Annotated in this window: 23 protein-coding genes; 5 read left to right on the top strand and 18 right to left on the bottom strand. The window is 40.0% G+C overall.

The features are described from left to right. The first annotated feature begins 69 nt into the window (after positions 1 to 69). Positions 70 to 987 (top strand): hypothetical protein, encoded by a 918-nt coding sequence (locus tag MHH41_RS06795; protein ID WP_050945137.1) that lies wholly within the window; start codon positions 70 to 72, stop codon positions 985 to 987. A gap of 52 nt (positions 988 to 1,039) precedes the next feature. Here MHH41_RS06795 and rok read toward each other — a convergent pair whose 3' ends face one another. The 3 genes from rok to ahpA all read right to left on the bottom strand — a co-directional run bounded on the left by rok (position 1,040) and on the right by ahpA (position 3,175). Then, the gene (gene rok, locus MHH41_RS06790) at positions 1,040 to 1,621 is read right to left on the bottom strand and encodes a transcriptional regulator Rok (RefSeq protein ID WP_003210851.1); all 582 of its coding nucleotides are present in this window, start codon (positions 1,619 to 1,621) and stop codon (positions 1,040 to 1,042) included. Positions 1,622 to 2,091: 470 nt separating this feature from the next. Beyond that, the gene (locus MHH41_RS06785) at positions 2,092 to 2,550 is read right to left on the bottom strand and encodes a TlpA family protein disulfide reductase (RefSeq protein ID WP_003211884.1); all 459 of its coding nucleotides are present in this window, start codon (positions 2,548 to 2,550) and stop codon (positions 2,092 to 2,094) included. 82 nt (positions 2,551 to 2,632) lie between these two features. Continuing rightward, positions 2,633 to 3,175: a biofilm-specific peroxidase AhpA gene (gene ahpA / locus MHH41_RS06780; RefSeq protein ID WP_003211758.1), complete on the bottom strand. Its 543-nt coding sequence runs from the start codon at positions 3,173 to 3,175 to the stop codon at positions 2,633 to 2,635. Between the two features lie 271 nt (positions 3,176 to 3,446). On the opposite strand from ahpA, the gene MHH41_RS06775 reads away from it, so the two are divergent. Further along, the gene (locus MHH41_RS06775; RefSeq protein WP_137054698.1) at positions 3,447 to 4,253 is read left to right on the top strand and encodes a mechanosensitive ion channel family protein; all 807 of its coding nucleotides are present in this window, start codon (positions 3,447 to 3,449) and stop codon (positions 4,251 to 4,253) included. A gap of 29 nt (positions 4,254 to 4,282) precedes the next feature. Here MHH41_RS06775 and MHH41_RS06770 read toward each other — a convergent pair whose 3' ends face one another. The 15 genes from MHH41_RS06770 to fadH all read right to left on the bottom strand — a co-directional run bounded on the left by MHH41_RS06770 (position 4,283) and on the right by fadH (position 15,410). Beyond that, the gene (locus MHH41_RS06770; RefSeq protein WP_003211408.1) at positions 4,283 to 4,525 is read right to left on the bottom strand and encodes a YkuS family protein; all 243 of its coding nucleotides are present in this window, start codon (positions 4,523 to 4,525) and stop codon (positions 4,283 to 4,285) included. 50 nt (positions 4,526 to 4,575) lie between these two features. After that, a complete protein-coding gene (locus tag MHH41_RS06765; protein WP_268458746.1) occupies positions 4,576 to 5,706 on the bottom strand; it encodes an N-acetyldiaminopimelate deacetylase in 1,131 nt (376 codons plus the stop codon). A gap of 81 nt (positions 5,707 to 5,787) precedes the next feature. Next, a complete protein-coding gene (gene dapD, locus MHH41_RS06760) occupies positions 5,788 to 6,498 on the bottom strand; it encodes a 2,3,4,5-tetrahydropyridine-2,6-dicarboxylate N-acetyltransferase (protein WP_003212204.1) in 711 nt (236 codons plus the stop codon). Between the two features lie 109 nt (positions 6,499 to 6,607). After that, positions 6,608 to 7,066: a flavodoxin gene (locus tag MHH41_RS06755; RefSeq protein ID WP_212045815.1), complete on the bottom strand. Its 459-nt coding sequence runs from the start codon at positions 7,064 to 7,066 to the stop codon at positions 6,608 to 6,610. 16 nt (positions 7,067 to 7,082) lie between these two features. Beyond that, complete coding sequence (locus MHH41_RS06750) at positions 7,083 to 7,976, bottom strand: WD40/YVTN/BNR-like repeat-containing protein (protein WP_340865981.1); 894 nt, start codon at positions 7,974 to 7,976, stop codon at positions 7,083 to 7,085. Beyond that, positions 7,966 to 8,442 carry a flavodoxin gene (locus MHH41_RS06745; protein WP_050945142.1) on the bottom strand — a complete coding sequence of 159 codons (477 nt, stop codon included), beginning with the start codon at positions 8,440 to 8,442 and terminating at the stop codon, positions 7,966 to 7,968. The genes MHH41_RS06750 and MHH41_RS06745 overlap by 11 nt, the downstream gene beginning before the upstream one ends. Positions 8,443 to 8,628: 186 nt before the next feature. Then, positions 8,629 to 9,051: a DUF4275 family protein gene (locus MHH41_RS06740; protein WP_050945468.1), complete on the bottom strand. Its 423-nt coding sequence runs from the start codon at positions 9,049 to 9,051 to the stop codon at positions 8,629 to 8,631. Between the two features lie 111 nt (positions 9,052 to 9,162). Beyond that, positions 9,163 to 10,044, bottom strand: coding sequence for a LysR family transcriptional regulator (locus MHH41_RS06735; RefSeq protein WP_003211236.1), 882 nt, complete (start codon positions 10,042 to 10,044; stop codon positions 9,163 to 9,165). A 96-nt stretch (positions 10,045 to 10,140) separates the two neighbouring features. Further along, on the bottom strand, positions 10,141 to 10,584 hold the full coding sequence (gene cbpB / locus MHH41_RS06730) for a cyclic-di-AMP-binding protein CbpB (RefSeq protein WP_003210874.1): 444 nt from the start codon (positions 10,582 to 10,584) through the stop codon (positions 10,141 to 10,143). A 146-nt stretch (positions 10,585 to 10,730) separates the two neighbouring features. Beyond that, a complete protein-coding gene (abbA, locus tag MHH41_RS06725) occupies positions 10,731 to 10,922 on the bottom strand; it encodes an antirepressor AbbA (protein ID WP_003210802.1) in 192 nt (63 codons plus the stop codon). Positions 10,923 to 11,071: 149 nt separating this feature from the next. Continuing rightward, complete coding sequence (locus MHH41_RS06720) at positions 11,072 to 11,587, bottom strand: ribonuclease H-like YkuK family protein (RefSeq protein WP_003212504.1); 516 nt, start codon at positions 11,585 to 11,587, stop codon at positions 11,072 to 11,074. A gap of 147 nt (positions 11,588 to 11,734) precedes the next feature. Then, positions 11,735 to 11,977 carry a YkuJ family protein gene (locus MHH41_RS06715; protein WP_003212254.1) on the bottom strand — a complete coding sequence of 81 codons (243 nt, stop codon included), beginning with the start codon at positions 11,975 to 11,977 and terminating at the stop codon, positions 11,735 to 11,737. A 183-nt stretch (positions 11,978 to 12,160) separates the two neighbouring features. Beyond that, positions 12,161 to 13,057, bottom strand: coding sequence for a manganese catalase family protein (locus tag MHH41_RS06710; RefSeq protein ID WP_003210823.1), 897 nt, complete (start codon positions 13,055 to 13,057; stop codon positions 12,161 to 12,163). 303 nt (positions 13,058 to 13,360) lie between these two features. Beyond that, positions 13,361 to 14,581: an EAL domain-containing protein gene (locus MHH41_RS06705; protein WP_050945469.1), complete on the bottom strand. Its 1,221-nt coding sequence runs from the start codon at positions 14,579 to 14,581 to the stop codon at positions 13,361 to 13,363. Positions 14,582 to 14,645: 64 nt separating this feature from the next. Next, positions 14,646 to 15,410: a 2,4-dienoyl-CoA reductase gene (fadH, locus tag MHH41_RS06700; RefSeq protein WP_003211125.1), complete on the bottom strand. Its 765-nt coding sequence runs from the start codon at positions 15,408 to 15,410 to the stop codon at positions 14,646 to 14,648. Positions 15,411 to 15,547: 137 nt separating this feature from the next. On the opposite strand from fadH, the gene MHH41_RS06695 reads away from it, so the two are divergent. From MHH41_RS06695 to MHH41_RS06685, 3 genes are all read left to right on the top strand, one after another. Beyond that, on the top strand, positions 15,548 to 16,405 hold the full coding sequence (locus tag MHH41_RS06695; RefSeq protein ID WP_310426929.1) for a metallophosphoesterase: 858 nt from the start codon (positions 15,548 to 15,550) through the stop codon (positions 16,403 to 16,405). Positions 16,406 to 16,561: 156 nt separating this feature from the next. After that, a complete protein-coding gene (locus MHH41_RS06690) occupies positions 16,562 to 17,059 on the top strand; it encodes a L,D-transpeptidase family protein (protein ID WP_034619946.1) in 498 nt (165 codons plus the stop codon). A 73-nt stretch (positions 17,060 to 17,132) separates the two neighbouring features. After that, positions 17,133 to 18,410: an MFS transporter gene (locus tag MHH41_RS06685; RefSeq protein WP_003211422.1), complete on the top strand. Its 1,278-nt coding sequence runs from the start codon at positions 17,133 to 17,135 to the stop codon at positions 18,408 to 18,410. Positions 18,411 to 18,417 lie beyond the last annotated feature (7 nt).

Below are 18,417 nucleotides of genomic sequence, written 5' to 3'. Positions count from 1 at the left end.
TGATATGGTTGTTCTAATCACTCTCATCTCGCATACTTTATTGGTAACATGAATAAGGAGGGTCTATCGATGAACAGGCGCCATGCTTCTCCCCTATTCCATGACCTATCTCAAGAGAATTTATACTTAAAAGCGGAAACAGCCAAATATCAACAAATGATCTCTGATTTACAGTCCTCATATACGTATTCTAAAAACAAGAAGTTAACTCAAGAATATCACGAGATGAAAAAGGATTACACGCAATTAAAGCAACAATTGGATGAAATGACCATTGATCAAGATCATGCAGCCTCAAAAATACAGGATCTTTCCTACAGCAAATCTGAATTATTACATAAAATAGTTCTTCTTCATGAAATGCTCCAAAAAGAAACCTTTCATAGAAGGAAAGAAACGGAAGAAAAACACCGGCTGCATTTAAAAGTCATCAAATATAAAGAAATCTCTCAACAATTAAATGAACGGGTGCAAGATCAAGATAAACGGCTTGCAAAAGAGGAGAAAAAAGGAAATACTTTATCCGCTGTGATTGAGAAACTGCAGCAAACATTAGGTGATAAAAACGCAGAGCTCAATCTATTACAGGAAGGCGTTAAACACCTGCAGGAGCGTTTTTATGAAACACAAGAGAAATTACTGCAAATTGAAAAAGCAAAGGAAGCGATTTTTTATGAAACGCTCACAAGCTATCAAAAGCAGTTAGCCGAAAGTGAGGAATGGATCGCATCTCATTTTGCTGATATTGACCAGTCAGCTCAAACAAATTCACAGCCATTCTCTCGAGACAGCCTCCTGCAAACAACGGAAGAAATCGAACCCATCTTGAAAAAGTTGAATGAACAAGTTCAAACGCTACAAGCACAAGTCGATGCGGTGCAGCAAAATGGAGATGTCATGACAGTAAAGATTGAAGGCTTCAAAAAGCAGCGTGATCACCTGTCAAAGGAACGAAAAATTGTCTATACTGTTGATCAAAAAAAGTAATTCTCGCAATAAAAAAACTGCTGGCTTTTTTCGTCAGCAGTTTCTTTTTTATTTATTCGTCTTCTGTTTGAATATCGCCTTCTAAAATATACTGTCCGCGATATGGCTTTTTCACTTCAGGATACATTTTAATTAAGCTTTGCATAAACGTTGTCATATTTGGAATTTCAAGACCGCTCTCTTTTTCAATTTCTTTTTGAAGTTCAGAGCTTTTAATCGCTGCATTATGACGCTTTAACGTTTTAATCGCAGCTTCACGAAGCTTAGCTGCCTTTGAACCAGGGCGAGCTGTGCCTCTTCTGCGTCTTGTAGATCCTTCAGGAATACCTACAGGAGCACCGTTTAGCTGTCCTGTTCCTAAAGTTGATACAGCATTTGATTGTGATTGTGCAGGCGGCTGGTAGCTTCTCATTTCTTGTGCAGCCAGTTCAGCTAATACAGGCAGTGAATCCGTTTTTCTTTCTGTACGCACTTCTTTTTTTGTATCTGACACTAGACCTGTTCCATGACGGTCTAATTCTCTTAATTTTGCATAAATCGTATCTCGCTCAATTTGATATTCACGGATGACCTTTACTTCTGCTTCGTTTAATTGTTCCAATCGTAATCGTAACGCTTCCCTCTCATTAAACAATGGATTTCCCCCTCATCATATAAAAAATATTCTATAGTAAATATTAGATTAGAAAACTAATTTTATCAACTATTTTTTTATCATTTTACAGTTTGTTATCAGATAGGTATTTTCAACTAAAATTTTGCCAAAGAGGAACAATCGGCATCCATTTCATTGCCACTAAAGGCTTTTGACAAACCTTAAAATATTGTAAAAAATTTGAATAAACACTTATACTACTTGATTTACATCGTTATTTACCAAACTGAAATTTCTTTTGTGCAAAAATGTTCTGAATAGTAAAAAGTTAAAATCTTTACATTTTCATTTCAAAACAAAAATGTAAATAGGTCTTTAGGTCTTTTTGTTTCAGGAATATTTTTTAATAAACTCCCTCAATTTCTCTTTTCTTAGGAAGGCGCAGTCCATTCCGTGCAATAGGTCGCCTATTTTTGTCCATGAAAAAACCCCCATTTATGGGGGGAAGCCTATTCTGCAGCCTTTTCAGACTCAGAAAGCACTCGATTGACACGTTTCTCAAGCATTTTCATTCCACTTCCGCCAGCTTGGAAGTGGCGCAGAGCACCTGTTTTATCAAATACATAATATGCTGGTACATATTCATTTTCAAAGGCTTCTGTTAACTTATGATCACTATCCACAAAAATTGGCTGCGTGATTTCATGCTCTTTCGCAACTTCCTTGATCTTATCCAGATCTAGGTCATCCTCTGATCGCGGCATATGAACGGCTATCACGTTTAGTTGATCCTTGTATTCATCACGGAATTGATTGACTTGAGGCATTGCCTCTTTACAAAGATGACAGCTGACTGACCAGAAATGAATCAATGTTGGTTTGTCACCAATTAGATCTTCTTTTGTTACTTCTCCATTTAACCATTCTTTTGCACCAGTTAGTTCTGGCATTGGTTGACGTAATTTCATTATGAAGCGCCTCCATCCATTGTATGTGTCGAAACAAAAAGGTCTAACATCAGTTAGACCCTCCTGTTTCTTCAGCTATCAATTAAAGTGTTTTTTGACCAGGCTTCCAGTTCGCTGGGCAAAGTCCACCAGTTTGTAATGCTTGAAGAACACGTAATGTCTCATCTACATCACGACCGATATTGTTGTGGAATACTGTTTGATATTGAAGTTCGCCTTCTGGGTTGATAATGAATAGACCGCGAAGTGCAATTCCTTCTTCTTCAATTAAAACGCCGTATTCTCTAGATACTGTGTGGTTTGTGTCAGCAGCTAGCGGATATTTCAATTCGCCTAGACCATTGTCTTTACGGTCTGTGTTGATCCAAGCAAGATGCGTATGGATTGTATCAGTAGATACACCAATGATTTCAGCATCTAAATCTTCGAACTCATCATAACGATCGCTCATTGCTGTAATTTCAGTTGGGCAAACAAATGTGAAATCCATCGGATAGAAGAAAAGAACTGTCCATTTGTCATTCTTCATGTTTTCTTCTAAACTTACTTTACCAAATTCCTTGTTAGCAAGTACTGCTTCCATTTCAAAACGTGGAGCTTGTTTTCCTACAAAACGCTCTGCCATATGTAAATCCCTCCAAAAATAATATCTTTATACAGACTTCTAAGCTGTATATAAAATGAGAATCAAAAGTTGAAATTCTCATTTAGTTAATAACTTCACAATTACAATTATAATACTTAAGCGGTTTTTAGTCAATATTAATTAATAATAAATTTAATTAACGATTTGTCACAATCTCTTGCTTCACTTAACAAAAGTTTAACATGTCTTGCAGAAGGGAACAAATGATTAGCTTCTCTATTAGAGCATACATAGAAAGGTTTTGAAGATCATGAAAGCATTTGAACAAATAGATTGGGTTTCCATTATCCTCAATAGCAGTATGATTTTGCTAAAACTAATCGCTATTTTTGTGATTTATTTTATCATCAGAGCCATCGGAAATAAGATGATTAAGCGTGCCTATTCCACTTTCTCTGAAAGGCATGACGTCTCTTTATCAAGAGCTCAGACGCTGCAAAGTCTCACGCTAAATATTTTCGCCTACATATTGATTTTTATTTTAGTTGTCATGATCCTCGACTTATTTCATTATAACCCGACCGCTTTGCTAGCTGGCGCAGGCGTTGTGGGGCTTGCAATCGGTTTTGGCGCTCAAGGACTAGTGAGTGATATTGTGACAGGATTCTTTATATTATTAGAGAAACAATTCGATGTGGGAGAATACATAACAGTTGCTGGCTTTGATGGGATCGTAGAACAAATTGGACTTAGAACCACGCAGCTTCGAAGCTTTGACGGCACCCTTCATTTTATTCCAAATCGAAGCATATTGAACGTGAGCAATCATTCAAGAGGGACTATGCAGGCACTAGTTGATATCGAGCTATCTCCAGAAGAGAATGTGGATCAAATGATCACAGCCCTTCAAGCTGCGTGTGATGAGGTACGAAAAGACATTCCTCAAATTATCGAAGGCCCTCAAGTTGTCGGCGTGGAGGCGTTTGGATCCTCTTCCCTTGTACTGCGCATCATTGCAAAAACCGAAACAATGGAGCAATGGCGGGTAGAACGAATCTTGCGCAAAAAAATGAAAGAAGTACTCGATATAGAAAAAGAGCAAAAAGAACCGGGATGATCATCTACCGGTTCTTTTTCTTGTTTGTTTTATTGAACACGCTGTTCTACTTCTTGACAAATTTCATCAGCCGTCATACCAGACGCGGTAATCACAGATGCCTTTGTCGTTGTGTCTGAAATGCCAAGAACATTTGAATCTAGCCCTGTGACTACATAGCAGTCACACTGATCCATTTGCTGTTCATTTTGAATACGTACGACGTCATACCCTTTTTGCTTCAGTAGTTCTTCTACATCGGATAAAGATGGTTCTACACCAATTCTTGTCATAATCAAGAACACCTCCTGTTCATAAGGTGTACAGGAGGTAGCTTGATTATTCATTCACCTGCTTGCTTTTTGAAATAAGCCGTCATAACGTTTACTGCGGTTTCTATCGCTTTTTCATCAGGCATAAGTTTTGCATGATGCAGGCCATATTCTGAATCGACCCCTAACCAAAACATGAATCCAGGGTATTTTTTCAGCATGTAGCCAAAATCTTCTCCTGTCATGGCTTCTCTGCATTCAATCACATTCGCAAGCCCTTCTCCGGCGACATATGACATAAATTCCTCTGTCAGTTCCTTTGAATTATCCACTTCGTAATAAGATGAAGGGTATCGCACGGTTGCCTTGCATTCGTAGCCAATTTCAATCCCTTTTGCTAGTGCTTCAATTCGCTTTCTCACTTTTTCCATAGATTCTGGTGAAAGTGTACGAATGGTGCCATCAAGCTTTGCATGCTGCGCAATGATATTTTGAGCCGTTCCCCCGGTAATCGTGCCAATCGTAATGACCGCACTATCAAGAGGATCGACATTACGAGAGATAACCGATTGCAGCTGACCTACAAGTGCGCTCGCTGCCACAACCATATCATTCGCTAAATGAGGGTAAGCAGCGTGTCCGCCTTTTCCTTCAAGATCTATCACAAGCTCACTCGTATTGGCAAAAAGCAGCCCTGGCTTTGTGGCTATCGTTCCGACAGGATATTCAGGTGCAATATGCAGTGCTGTAATAAAATCTGGCGTCCACTTTTTCAGCACATCACTTGTAAGCATCGGTTCAGCTCCGCCTGGACCTTCTTCTGCCGGTTGGAACATAAATAATAGATCTTCTTTGATTGGCTCATGAACGAAATGATCAATGATCCCAAGTGCGATGGTCATATGAAGGTCATGTCCACACGCATGCATCTTCCCTTCATGTACTGATTGAAATGGATACCCTGTGTCCTCAGGAATTGACAGACCGTCCATATCTGCACGATACGCAAATACGCGCTCAGGATTTGTTCCCTTTACTTTGACAAAAAGTCCAGTTCGCCATGTTTCTATCTCAACTCGATCTTTTGAATAAGAACCAAGATGCTTGATGAGATACGCTTGTGTTTTGAATTCCTTAAAACCAAGCTCAGGGATTTGATGTAAATCTCTTCGAATGGATATCAATTGCTCACGATTTAACAAGTGAACTCGCTTCCTTTCTCTATACGAATAAGACGTGGATATATCATCCACGTCTATGTCTTCAGCTGCGAATTGTATGAATTAAAGCTGACGCAGTTCTTGTTTAATTTCTGTTTTACCTTTTGTTTTTTCATCAATGTCTTTGATTTTCTTTGCAGGTGTACCTGCTACAACTGTGTAAGGCTCTACATCGTTCACAACGATCGCACCAGCAGCTACGACTGCACCTTTACCAATTGTTACACCTTCTAGAACTACAGCGTTCGCACCGATGACAACATCATCTTCTACGACAACTGGTTTAGCAGATGGTGGCTCAATGACACCTGCAAGAACAGATCCAGCACCGATATGACAGTTCTTACCTACTGTCGCACGGCCGCCAAGCACCACGTTCATATCAATCATCGTACCTTCGCCGATCACAGAGCCGATATTAATAGAAGCCCCCATCATGATGACTGCATTATCACCGATTTCAACTTGGTCACGAATGATCGCACCTGGCTCAATACGCGCTTTAATGTTCTTTAAATCTAACATCGGGATTGCAGAGTTGCGGCGGTCATTTTCCACGACAACATCTTCAATTTTGTCTTTGTTCGTTTCTAGCGCTTCTTGAATGTCGCTCCACTCACCGAAAACAACTCCGGTGTTTCCTGTGATGAACGTTTTTGCATGTTCACCAAACTCAATACCTTCTAAATCACCTTTGATGTAGACTTTGACAGGTGTTGATTTTGTACTATTTTGAATAAATGAAATAATTTCATTAGCGTCCATTTGTTTCATGTATGTATGTCCTCCTCTTAATTTATACTTCATTACTGTACCAAAGGAGAGTTTTAATGACAAGTGAAAGAGTTGACTCTTCAATGGAAAATAAAACAAGCGGGACTGATTACCCCGCTTCCTGCTGGTGAAGATGAACAAATTGTTTGCCAAAAGAAATCAATTTCTCTTCTTCTTCTCCTTCTGGATTTAGCTCGATCTTGACGGATGGCAGGACAATGTCACCGCCAAGTTCCTTCACTTTTTCTTCGATCAGGTCAACAGCTCCGCAAAAATGCTCATAAGATGTATCCCCGGAACCGAATACAGCAAATGCTTTTCCCGTTAAATCAAGCTCTTCCATTTCTTCATATAAATCAATAAAATCATCAGGAAGGTCACCATCTCCCCATGTGTACGCACCTAACATAATGTGCGTGTAATCATTGAGAAGCTCTGCATCAATATCCATCGCTTCATGACGGTCCACCCTGGCTCCTGCTTCTGTTATTCCTTTTTCAATTAGATCTGCCATCGCTTCTGTATTCCCAGACATCGTGGCATACACGAGTAAAACCTTTTCTGTCACTTTTTCTTCCTCCTTATCAATGAATCAATGCCGGCTCCTCATATGGTCTTACAAACTTGCTCTCATATAAACCAGCACAGAAAAAGTTTTCATTTTGATTGGCTACACGAAAACCGTGTCCTTTGATCGTATCAAACCATTTGAGCTCTTTTTGCTCAATATCAAGCTGATACACTTTAGAAAACCCGTGTTCGTCTTGTGAAGTCGTCACATACACAATGCCATTATCCTCTGACACATCCAAAAATGATTCCTCTCTAGCAAAGGCTTGTGATTGAATATCATGCAGCATATTGGTATGTAAATCTAAAATTTGAACAGATCCCTTTTTGCCTTTTTTTGATCCCAATGCGCAAACAAGCAGATGCTCCTGACAGAGCAGCATAGAAGCTGTCATCCGGTGCTCCTCTCTGTTTAGGAGGAAAACCTGTTCACTCTCCAAGTCATACACCCATATTCCTCCGTGAACATCATGAATCTGTGTTCCAATATAAAGGTGATCACCTGCAGCACATAAGGAACGAATGACAGGCGGGTGGTTCACATGAGCAAATGGCTTCATAATTTCCCAGGAAATCCCGAAATCATTTGACACATAAATACTATGTTTTCCATGTGCACACACAAACCCATCTTTGCGTCCTGTAATAGACCAAACGACTGCATTTGTTGGAAATGATGATAGCGCCCATGTATGGCCTTCATCTCCTGATCTAATCACTGTGCCATTTTCACCAACACCGAATAAATAAGGTCCAATATAGCTGATGGCATGAATTTTATGCTTGAGCTTAAACAGTTGCTGCCACCCGCGCTCCTCACTGTAGTGAAAAATACCTTCACGTTTTACAGCGACAAAGTATCCACCGTTTTTAGATGCAGCAACAGCTGTCGCTCCTTTATGAAACATGATTTTCAACTCGTTTCTCAGATAACGCCGCCCACGTTAAGAAACTCGTGGCAAATTCCTGACAGCATGCCACATCCTCATCGGTATCAGGCGCAAGCTCCATTTTCAATGTTTCAGGAAATACAGATGCACCGGTTGATTTGAGCATGTCATGAAATGTATGGACAGCCTCACAAAACTTCGGATAGCTGTAATCTCCAGATCCGAACACAGCTGCTTTGATGTCACTTAGTTCAAGCGTAGAGACCTCTTCATAAAAGTCCTCAGCTTCATAAGGTAAATCACCATCACCCCATGTATAAGAACCGATGAACACATAATCGTATGAAGAAAGGTCCTCTGCGCTTGTATCATCAAATTCCAACATCTCTGTATCGATCCCTTTTCCTTCTAGTGTTTGCTTTATGATTGCTGCCATATCTTCTGTATTACCAGACATACTCGCAAATGTAATTAGTGCTTTCATCTATCGGTCACCCCATCTAAATGATAATCATTTTCAATTATTATATGTACACTTTAAATGATAATGATTTTCATTGTCAAATGATTTCATAAAAAAGCTTTGACCAATCAATACGATAACCCAATGAAAAACCCGCTCATTCCAATTGGAAGGCGGGTTTTTCATATCGAAGAGATCATCGGTTTCTCATTCGTTCGTTTCATCTATTTGAATAAAATATGGACCATAATCCGTTTCATGCGTCATCACAAATGTCCATTTTTCATTCCAATCCATCACATACATATCGTTATAATCCATATGATTAGATTGATATGGTAAATCATTGATTAAAAGAGAGCTGGCATTTTCGAAAAGATACGCCTCGTCAACAAATTGATAAAAAACAGTACACTTATCCTTTGATTGTTGAAGAAATGCGTCTATCGCTTCAGCATTTTCAAGGCATGTAACCATTCCAAAACTGCATAAATGCCATAAAAAATCATCTATTGATATCTCGTTTTGTTCTTTCATTGAAAGATGACTAGCAAAACGTTCACGCCACCTCACGCGCAAATGATCTCCCCATTCTGGTTTGTTCATTTTGATTAATTGATTGTTTTTCATAAGATCGAAGTCTCCTCTATGATTCGCTCCATCTATCTGTTGCTTTGATATGCGTGCAATAAGTAAATGATCATTCACCTAAAAAAGCACCTTCCTCTTCCAAGAAGGTACTTACACCGCATCACTTTCAAGCATTTCTTTGACCACACCAACAAATGCTTGCACTTGTTTTAATTGAAAAGAAGCTTCATAGCCTAGCAGCCATGTGTCACGTCCGATTTGCTCTCCATTCACGTCAACAAGCGGTGTTTTATGAACACTTTTTTCGTGGTCGTATAAGGTGACCGAAGGCAAAATGGCGTAGCCGATGCCGTGGTAGGCCATTTGTTTACACGTCTCAATCTGGTCCACTAGAATCGTCTGCTTTGGAGACACTTTGAATTTTTGATGCCACCAGTGCTGGATTTCCTGATAATACGTGCTGTCGCTTTTAAATTGAATAAACGGGCGTTCTGTCTCGATTAACTCGTCCACGTCTTTGATAACGGAATCGACTAAATATAAATGATCTGTCATCAAATATTCCTTTGTTCCCTTCCAATCAGGGTTTCCGCGAATGATCCCAATGTGCACGTGGTCCTCGTATAAGCTTTTGAGCATTTCACTACTCCAGCCGGTCACAAGTGATACCTTCGCATTTGGGTACTTTTCGACATACCGCTTTAACACTTTCGGCAGCCAGTGCTGTCCAATAATGGATGCAACCGCAAGCTTTAGTGTACCGTGAATTTCCCCTTCAAGTTCATCGATTCTCTCTCTCACTCGATCTTGCTCTACCGTCACCTCTTTTGCAAATTGAATGATCTGTTCACCTGCCGAAGTCACGGTGAGCCCTTTCTGAGAACGAAAAAAAATTTTGGTTCCCCACTCTTTTTCAATCGTCTGCAATCTTTGGGATAAAGCAGGCTGAGAGACAAAGAGCCGCTCCGAAGCCTTTCTCATATTCAATTCTTCACTTAGCACAACAAGCATATGTAACTCCTGAAGCTGCATGGGCGTCCCCTTTCTCTCTATAAGTTTTTCTTATTCCATATGGTCATTATATAAATTATAGCTTATGAAGGCAAAAAAAATAAGCTGGGTTTCAGCTCATTTTTTCGCGGCATGAATCACTTCATTTAAGCGCTTTAATACAACACGTCGTGTAAATATTCCTTCAAAGACTTGCTCCTCATTTACGACACAAACAAATCCATTATTCGTTACAGCGTGAACGCCTTTTAGCACAGGATCCGTCGTTTTAAGCCTTGGGATATCAGTAAGCATAACCTCTTCTACCTTCAGTTGGTCCAGCTTTTCGAATTCAATTCGTTCTAAACCAAAGATCTTATCCATGATCATATTCGTTCCAATTAACCCATGCAGGTGATAAGAAGGATCTAATACCGGGATGGCTGTATATCCTGTTTTTGTAAGGACCAATAGAGCATGCTCAAGGTTATTTCCAATTTGAACATGTGCCACTTTATCTGCATCAATCATATGCTCGGCTACTGTTGACTCAAGCAATTGAGTTGGTTCTATCTCTATCATGTTTCTTCGACCCCTTTTCTCTCAATCATCAATCATACATTCCCCTTTACCATTAAGCATAAACTAAAACGAAATTTGTCGAAAGATTTTTTCTGCATAAAAAAGATACTCAGCTCCCGAGTATCTAATAGAATGTTCAATCAATATTAATTCTCAAACCTTACTCTGTCATACAATGTGATCAACTGCTTATACGTATTGTCATCGACATTTTTTGTTCCACATTCTATATCATTGATCTCACTGCTTAGTAATTCGACAGCATATTCCTGATTCAGCAATACGTTTAATAATAGCTTTTTCTCTTCTTCATTAAAACGATTTTCGATGACGCTCATCCAACATCAGGCCCCCTGTTTCATATATGCTTTTATATTGATTAGCAGGCTTTTGAATGTCTGCTTCCTCTCTATACAGCTAGAATAAGGAACTAGAATCGAATCGTCAACCGCACGTTTCGACAAGGTTTGGAGAAAAATGACGGAATTTATTTTGTGTATCGATTGGCATAGCAAAATGCTGCGTATGAGTCGGGTTTTATTTTAGCTTCAATTCCCATAGCTGTGATCATTCCGGTCATTTCCTGGATCAGATCTTTTGTACTTCCTTTTTTGCCAATATCCAGATGGGCTTCAAAACGGAGGTCTGCCCCTTCCTCAGCAAACGGAAGAAGCAAATCCATCAGTTCTGTTAAAGGCCCCTCAAGGATGTCTGCACATACCTTTTGGCTAAACGCTGTCTCTAATGAAATTTTTTCTCTAAGGCTTTGCACAGGTCTGCTGATCACTTGTTGCGTGAGGCAGCCCCAAGCCCCTTTGCCAATCCGGTGGAGATGAATTGCAGTCATAAATCTTGTGACATTTTGATTGACCTGAGAGTCCGTACCAATTGATAACACATAGGCGGATCTAGGGTCTTTTCGAATAAAGTCTTTCATTCTCATGACGACATCAGAAAACGCTAAATGATCTTCAGAAAGATTGTAGTAAAAAGAATCACTCACAGAAAGGAACTCCTTTTTAATGGTCTCTTATCCGAAATATGCGCTGAATGATCATCTTCCATTTGTACACTGCGCCAATCATGACACATGTATATTGCCGCAAATAAACGAAGGAATCCTTAGAAAAAACATTTCATACGATTCAGCTTAGGATTGTAAAAGCTCAAAAATCTCAATCGAAATCATATCAATGTTGTCAAATGGGAAAGTATTTGGCTTATCCCCTTGTTGAAAAACAGTCAATTCAAACGTTTGATTCTTTTCGAAATACTTAACACTACAGATTTTCTCACCGTTCACTTCGAAATAACGCTGTGCCGGTTCGTTTGCAGCTTCTGCTGTCTCTTGAAGACTTTGCAGCCTTGTAATGATACCCATTAATTGTGACATTCTAAAAAAAGACTCCTTTCAAAAAAACAACTCAAGATGAACCCGTATTGATTATACACAAGTCCTACAAAGCATCATACCATAAAGTGTTCTCAGATGATATTTTTCCTCTTGAATTCAAAAAAAGAAAAAGAATCTGTTTTTTTAGTTTGAGTCTTTTTTCTAATCTCATGCACCATGTTTTTATAAACCCGCAGATCTCATCAGACGTTTGGCAATTTCGTCAAAATCCTCTTTGGAAATGCCTGGGGCAAACTCTTCCGGTAATTCTCTATAATCTGGCACAGGTGCTCCTTGCGGGGTGCCCTCAATCACTGTGAGCGGTTTTCCATCAATCGGATGACTGCCTTTCCAAATCTTATTAATGTCCTTGTAATCCGTATCACTAAATGTATACAGCTTTGTATGAACATTTTGATCTTCAAATTTCCTCGCTGAATCAAAGTATTTGTTGTCGAGGTTTGGGATTGGCAGCATCTTTCCTACATCTACACCTGTGGCTACCTCAAGCGCCTTTGCATATGCCACAACATGCACTCCGCCCCTGACGAGTAAATAACCGATCATCTCTCTTGCTGTAGGATGATCTGTCATTTCATATACGCGCATTTTGTGCGTACGTGCTCCGCATTCTAGGAAGAAATTATGAAGGAGGTCAAGAATCAGGTTTCCGCTTGAGAACACATTCTCCCCGGTCCAAGGTTTTGCCATGGAATCAAACGGATAGCCTGTTTGAGCCGTTTGAATAAAATGCTGTGTATTTCGTTTATCGACAGCCGCTTTCATCGGTGTCGTATCTGGATCTCCGCCATGGGTGGTCCCTGTAATCATGAGATTCACAGCTGTGGTCACAAGTTCTACATGACCGAATTCTTCAGCCGTAATGCTGGATACGAGGTCATAAAACGGTTTGAGTTTTCGTTTTCCTCGAAAGTTAAAGGATTGAAACATGTAATTATTTAATGTGGACATTTCACCGAATTTTCCGCCGAGTAATTCTTGCACAGCAGCAGCACCATTTGCATCTGGGTGATCTGGTCTTGGCAAATCAATCAGCAGCCGCTTGTCACGTTTGATCATGACGTTCCCTCCTACCGTCTAACTGTCATCACTTAAGATGTATGGAAGGATTGGGCTGTCCTATGCATGAGGCAAAGATGAAAAGCACAAAAAAAACTTGGCGGGGGTAGCGCCAAGTTTTTTGGATCTTGATCTGATAGAGGGGTTGGGGAACAGAGAGTAGCTTCTCTCTATAACTAAATGATAATGATTATCAGTTTCATTGTCAACCATTTTTTATTTCTTTTTTTCAATCAAAAAAAGCAGCCTAAAAGGCTACTCAGATTGTTAATAAATGGCTAATATAATCTTCACTCTGTGCTTTTAAATTAATCCATCTTGCTCATATAAATAGGCATACGGAAGATCTATAAATAAATACATATCTCCCTCTAACGGGTAAGAAAACGTACGTATCCTCTCACCAGTTTCTAAATCGCTGTAAATATCACTGAAAAATCCTTTCCCGCTCATTCTCATTTGGAGAATATTTGCTAGGAAATAAGGACGCCAGCTCCAGTTTTTCTCGATATATTCAGGCTGGAACAACCATTCTTTTTCTTTTTTAAACACATTTCCAGTGATTTGAAAGCCTTCTTCATTACACATATAAATCCGAAAGCTGCAATCCGTTAATTCTAATGCCAGCTTTTGGATGAGTTCATCATTTGTAGTGCATGATTTTTTTAAGGTCGTGACAGCTTGGTGAATTCGCTTATAAAATGTTTCAGAATGTTCGTAGACAGTTTGTAGTTTCTTTTTCTCATGCGCAATAAATTGCTGGAATTCTTCCCTCAGCTGATCTTTTCGTTTATTGCGGTCAATTAATTCCGCCGCCGGCTCGTGAAGATAGAACCCTTGAAAGTATCTGCCGCCATTTCTCCAAGCATATTGCAGCTGAAAATTTGCTTCAATGTCTTCATAAATTAAAGCCGCCCCTATTTTTCTCGCAAGCAATGAAATGCTGTACAAGACATATTCATAGGAAGGAGAAGGAGCCGATGCCCTTAATGCGTGTAAATCTATTTTTAATAGATCGGGTGAGAGCAAGGCAATCCGGTCAAGATTGCTGCTTTCTTTTCCGATATTCGAAATGGCGATTTTAATACCATATGTACGAAAATACGTTAACGTATGGTAAAGCTGTTCAATATCGCCGCTAAACGTATGCTCTGTAAATTCGATAACAAACCGATTAAGTTGAATACCCCTTGCTTCATATTGCTTCAAGAGTTCTAAAAAGCTTTCACCATGATCAAGCATCAGGATATTGGCATCATGATTAATAAAAATGAGCAAATCATCATCTGCTGTTGTGAAAAGATCGAGTGCTTGCGTCAGTACTTTATGATCTACTTCCACTTTATATTCGTCAGGAATAGATGAATCCGTAAAGAAGGAGCCTAGGCTAACTGTTTCAGACTCGAGCTTCATTCTTCCTAAAACCTCATAGCCTATCACTTTTTGCTCTTCCGCACTGAATATCGCTTGATAGTGCGGGAAAACATCTTCAATATTCGTTAAAATATCCAATGGATCGACCATTTTCATCACCTGCTTCTCTCTTTGTGTGATTATAACACATCAAAAGCAGGTCTTACATCGTCATTCAAAATGGGGATTGGTTGAGCCATTGCCCCCCATCCATTGTAATACAATCTCCATTTATATAAGACGCTTGTTCAGATAATAAAAAGCTTGCAAGCTTTGCAATTTCCTCTGGTGTACCAAGTCTGCCAAGTGGAACACTATCTACTGTTCTTTGCGCTGCCTCTTCCGATTCCCATAGTTTATCCGCACCACCTGTTCTCTCGATTGGACCTGGCGCGATGGCATTAACGCGAATTCGATATTGCTTACCCCATTCCACTGCAAGCGTTCGAGTGAGAGATAAAACACCGGCCTTTGCTGCCGCTGAATGCGCCACACCTACACCAGCACCCCATGCATAGGTTGCCACCATATTGACCATACTTCCCCTTTTCTTTTGACGAATCCAGTAATTGCCCACTGCATGACTGCAAAAAAATGTTCCATTTAATACAATATCAATGACAGCCTTCCAGCCGTTAGGAGATAGTTTTTCTGCTGGAACTAAAAAGTTTCCTGCAGCATTGTTAATCAGAGCGTCCACATCTCCAAATGTATCTACCGCAAACTTGACCATTTGATCGGCATCCTCTGGGTTTCGTACATCCATTTGGAAGTAAGCGATCGAGCCGCCATTTTGTTTTATTTCATTTGCTACCTTTTCTAACGTTTCTTCTGTTCTTCCAGTAATCACGACATTCCAGCCTTCATGTGCCAAATGGACAGCCATCGCCTTCCCCATTCCGCTTGATCCCCCTGTGACAATCACTGTTTGTTTCGTCATTTGTTCTCCCCCTCTGTGGTTTTGAATGACTATTCATTCATTATTTTCTATCATATCATGATTGACCCTAGATGCACCATATGGGAGATTCTTTAAATATGATGCTATACTTAATTTTATTTATAAAGGAGTCTTATATGAAGCAACTTTCTCGGAGACAGTTTTTAAAAGGAGCAGCTGGCGCGAGCATTCTCGGTTTTTTAGCTACAACATGTGGATACGGATATGCCAGATACATCGAACCACGCATGATCGATACCGTGTCAATGACCATTCGGGATGCTCAGCTTCCAGCTTCATTTGACCAGTTTAAAATTGCTCAATTTAGTGATGTTCATTTAAGTGATACATTTCCTGCGAAGGAATTAGAATCCGTCGTCCAGCAAATCAACGCTGAGTCTCCAGACCTCATTGTGTTCACAGGTGATCTCGTTGATTTTCAAGCATCGATTGAAGAGCATGAAAAAGCGAAAGCCTATTTGACTGAGCTCCATGCCCCGTTTGGTAAGCTCGCGATATGCGGTAATCATGACTACGGACCATTTGGCATTGATCTTTATGAGAATACGATGAAAGATTGCGGCTTTACAATATGTAAAAATGATGTGTTTCCATTAGAAAAAGAAGGGGCGCATATTCAGATTGCTACAATGGATGACCTGATGATGAGTGTGCCGGATTATGACCTGATTAAGCGAGACGTATCATCTGATTTATTTACCTTGCTGCTCGTACATGAGCCTGATGCAGCATTGGAGCTGGATACAACCCCCATTAACTTGCAGCTTTCTGGACATACCCATGGCGGACAGGTGCAGCTTCCTTTCTACGGACCCATTCTCACAGCACCTTTTGGCCATACATATGTGGAAGGTTTATACGGAAGTTATCAGCACCGAATCTATGTCAACCGCGGACTTGGGACAACAAGACTGCCGTTTCGATTTTTAGCCAAACCTGAATTAACCTTTTTCACCCTCTCTTCTCGCATTTAGACAGAAGCAAAACCGCTTCTTTTTGCATATAGATAATCAAAGATCTTTCTCATGACAAATGTTAGGAGAAACCTTCCTTAGCCTGATTCCGTCCATATATAGATTGAGTGACAGGCATCATGGCTTCTTTTATTTGAGCGAAAGGAGTGTCCTTTGGTGCTGCGATATACGGTAAAACGCGGAGAAACGCTTGCTTCTATAGCGCTTGATTTTCGAACAACAACAGAAGCTTTAAAGGCTGCAAACCCTTCACTGCAAGGCCGAGAGCCGTTACAAAATGAGGTCATTATCATTCCTGGTCTGCCCGATCCTAATACGATCCCTTACCGCATTTCTGTTTCGATCTCAAGCAAACGTCTCGTCTTGTTTTCTGGATCAGAGCTGATTCGGTCGTATCCGATTGCAACAGGAAGAATTTTAAATATGACACCGACAGGTTCTTATTATATTGTGAACAGACAGCCAAACCCAGGAGGTCCCTTTGGCGCCTATTGGCTAAGCCTCTCGAAAGTTCATTACGGAATCCACGGTACGAATAACCCGTCTTCAATTGGTAAAGCTGTGTCTAGAGGATGCATTCGTATGTATAATCAGAATGTCATCGAACTTGCTTCAATCGTTCCAAATGGAACACCTGTGACCATTAGCCAGTAGGAGAAATCAATTGTATGAATGCTTAAAATTTTATATGATATAAAGTGGGATCTTCAGGTTAAGGAGCGTATTTATGGATATTTTTAAAAACAGAAATTTTGTTCGTCTCTTTTTTGCAGCACTTGCTTCGCAAATGGGGACAACAGTAGGCAATATGGCGTTTGCCTTTTATTTGCTCGATCATTTTAGTCATCAGCCCGCCTACGCCACATTAGCAGAGCTCATGTATTCACTTCCAACGATCTTTGTCTTTTTTATGGTCGGTGTCGTAGCAGATCGTTTTGATCGTAAAAAAGTCGCAGAGAATTGCGATTGGATACGAGCTGGGCTGACGATTGTTTTATTCATTGTTATTTATTTCAATTCACTACCTCTTATTTTCTTGATCTTGTTTATACGAAGTGCCATTACGAAGTTCTTCTATCCAGCTGAAGCCTCTCTCGTTCAGGCGATTTTAAATAAAGATCAATATGCAAAAGCCGCTGGCTTAAATCAAATGCTGTTTAGTTTATTCATGGTATTTGGTGTTGGAATCGGTGCGATTATGTATAAGACAATTGGACTTCACGGTGCCATTACCATTGATTTGATCAGTTTTATTGTGTCAGGCATCCTGATTCGTACATGTAACATTCCAATTGAAGCACGTCAGCCAAATGGACAAGCAGGCTGGAGAGGCATGACCATTAAAACGTCTCTAAAAGATTTTAAAGAAGGCATTCTTTACATTATAAAAAATAAATTATTGGCTTCTTTAATTTTTGGCTTTTTTGTTTTCGGTCTAGTCAATGGCGCATTTGCTGTACTTCCGATGTTTACAATGAAATATGGCCTTTCACCGGACCATTTTGAACTGCATACATCATTCTTTACAATCGCGATCGGTGCCGGTCTACTTGTTGGCAGCTTAATGGGCTCTGTTCTCGCTAAAAAAGTAAAGATGCAATATCTCATGTCACTTCCAATTTTGGTTGCAGGCATTCTGATTTTTGTACTTGGTTCCACCCACACACTATGGTTGTTTTATGTCACATCGTTTGTCATTGGTACATGTATTGGCCCAGTCAACATTGTCATTGGCGGCTGGCTGCCGAGAATCGTCCACCCTCGTCTAATGGGACGTGTGTCAGGATGGGTTGACCCACTTACCATGTTTGCTCAATCCATGACATTAGGTTTGATTGCGGTACTATTTCCAAAACTCATTACAAACGTTTCTTATATTTATTACGGAATGGGCGTTATTATTTTACTCGTTTTCCTTTTTTACTTCTTTACACTGCCAAAGTTCAGCAGAGAAGCTGACGACTTAGACGTGCAGCGTGAACTAAAAGGTCAGGGAGCGCAATAAATGAAGC

This window comes from Bacillus sp. FSL K6-1145 (assembly GCF_038003425.1).
GTDB classification, from domain to species: Bacteria; Bacillota; Bacilli; order Bacillales; family Bacillaceae; genus Bacillus; species Bacillus pumilus.
The sequence above is the reverse complement of the archived record's forward strand: the minus strand, read 5'-3'. Positions and strand labels throughout refer to the sequence as shown.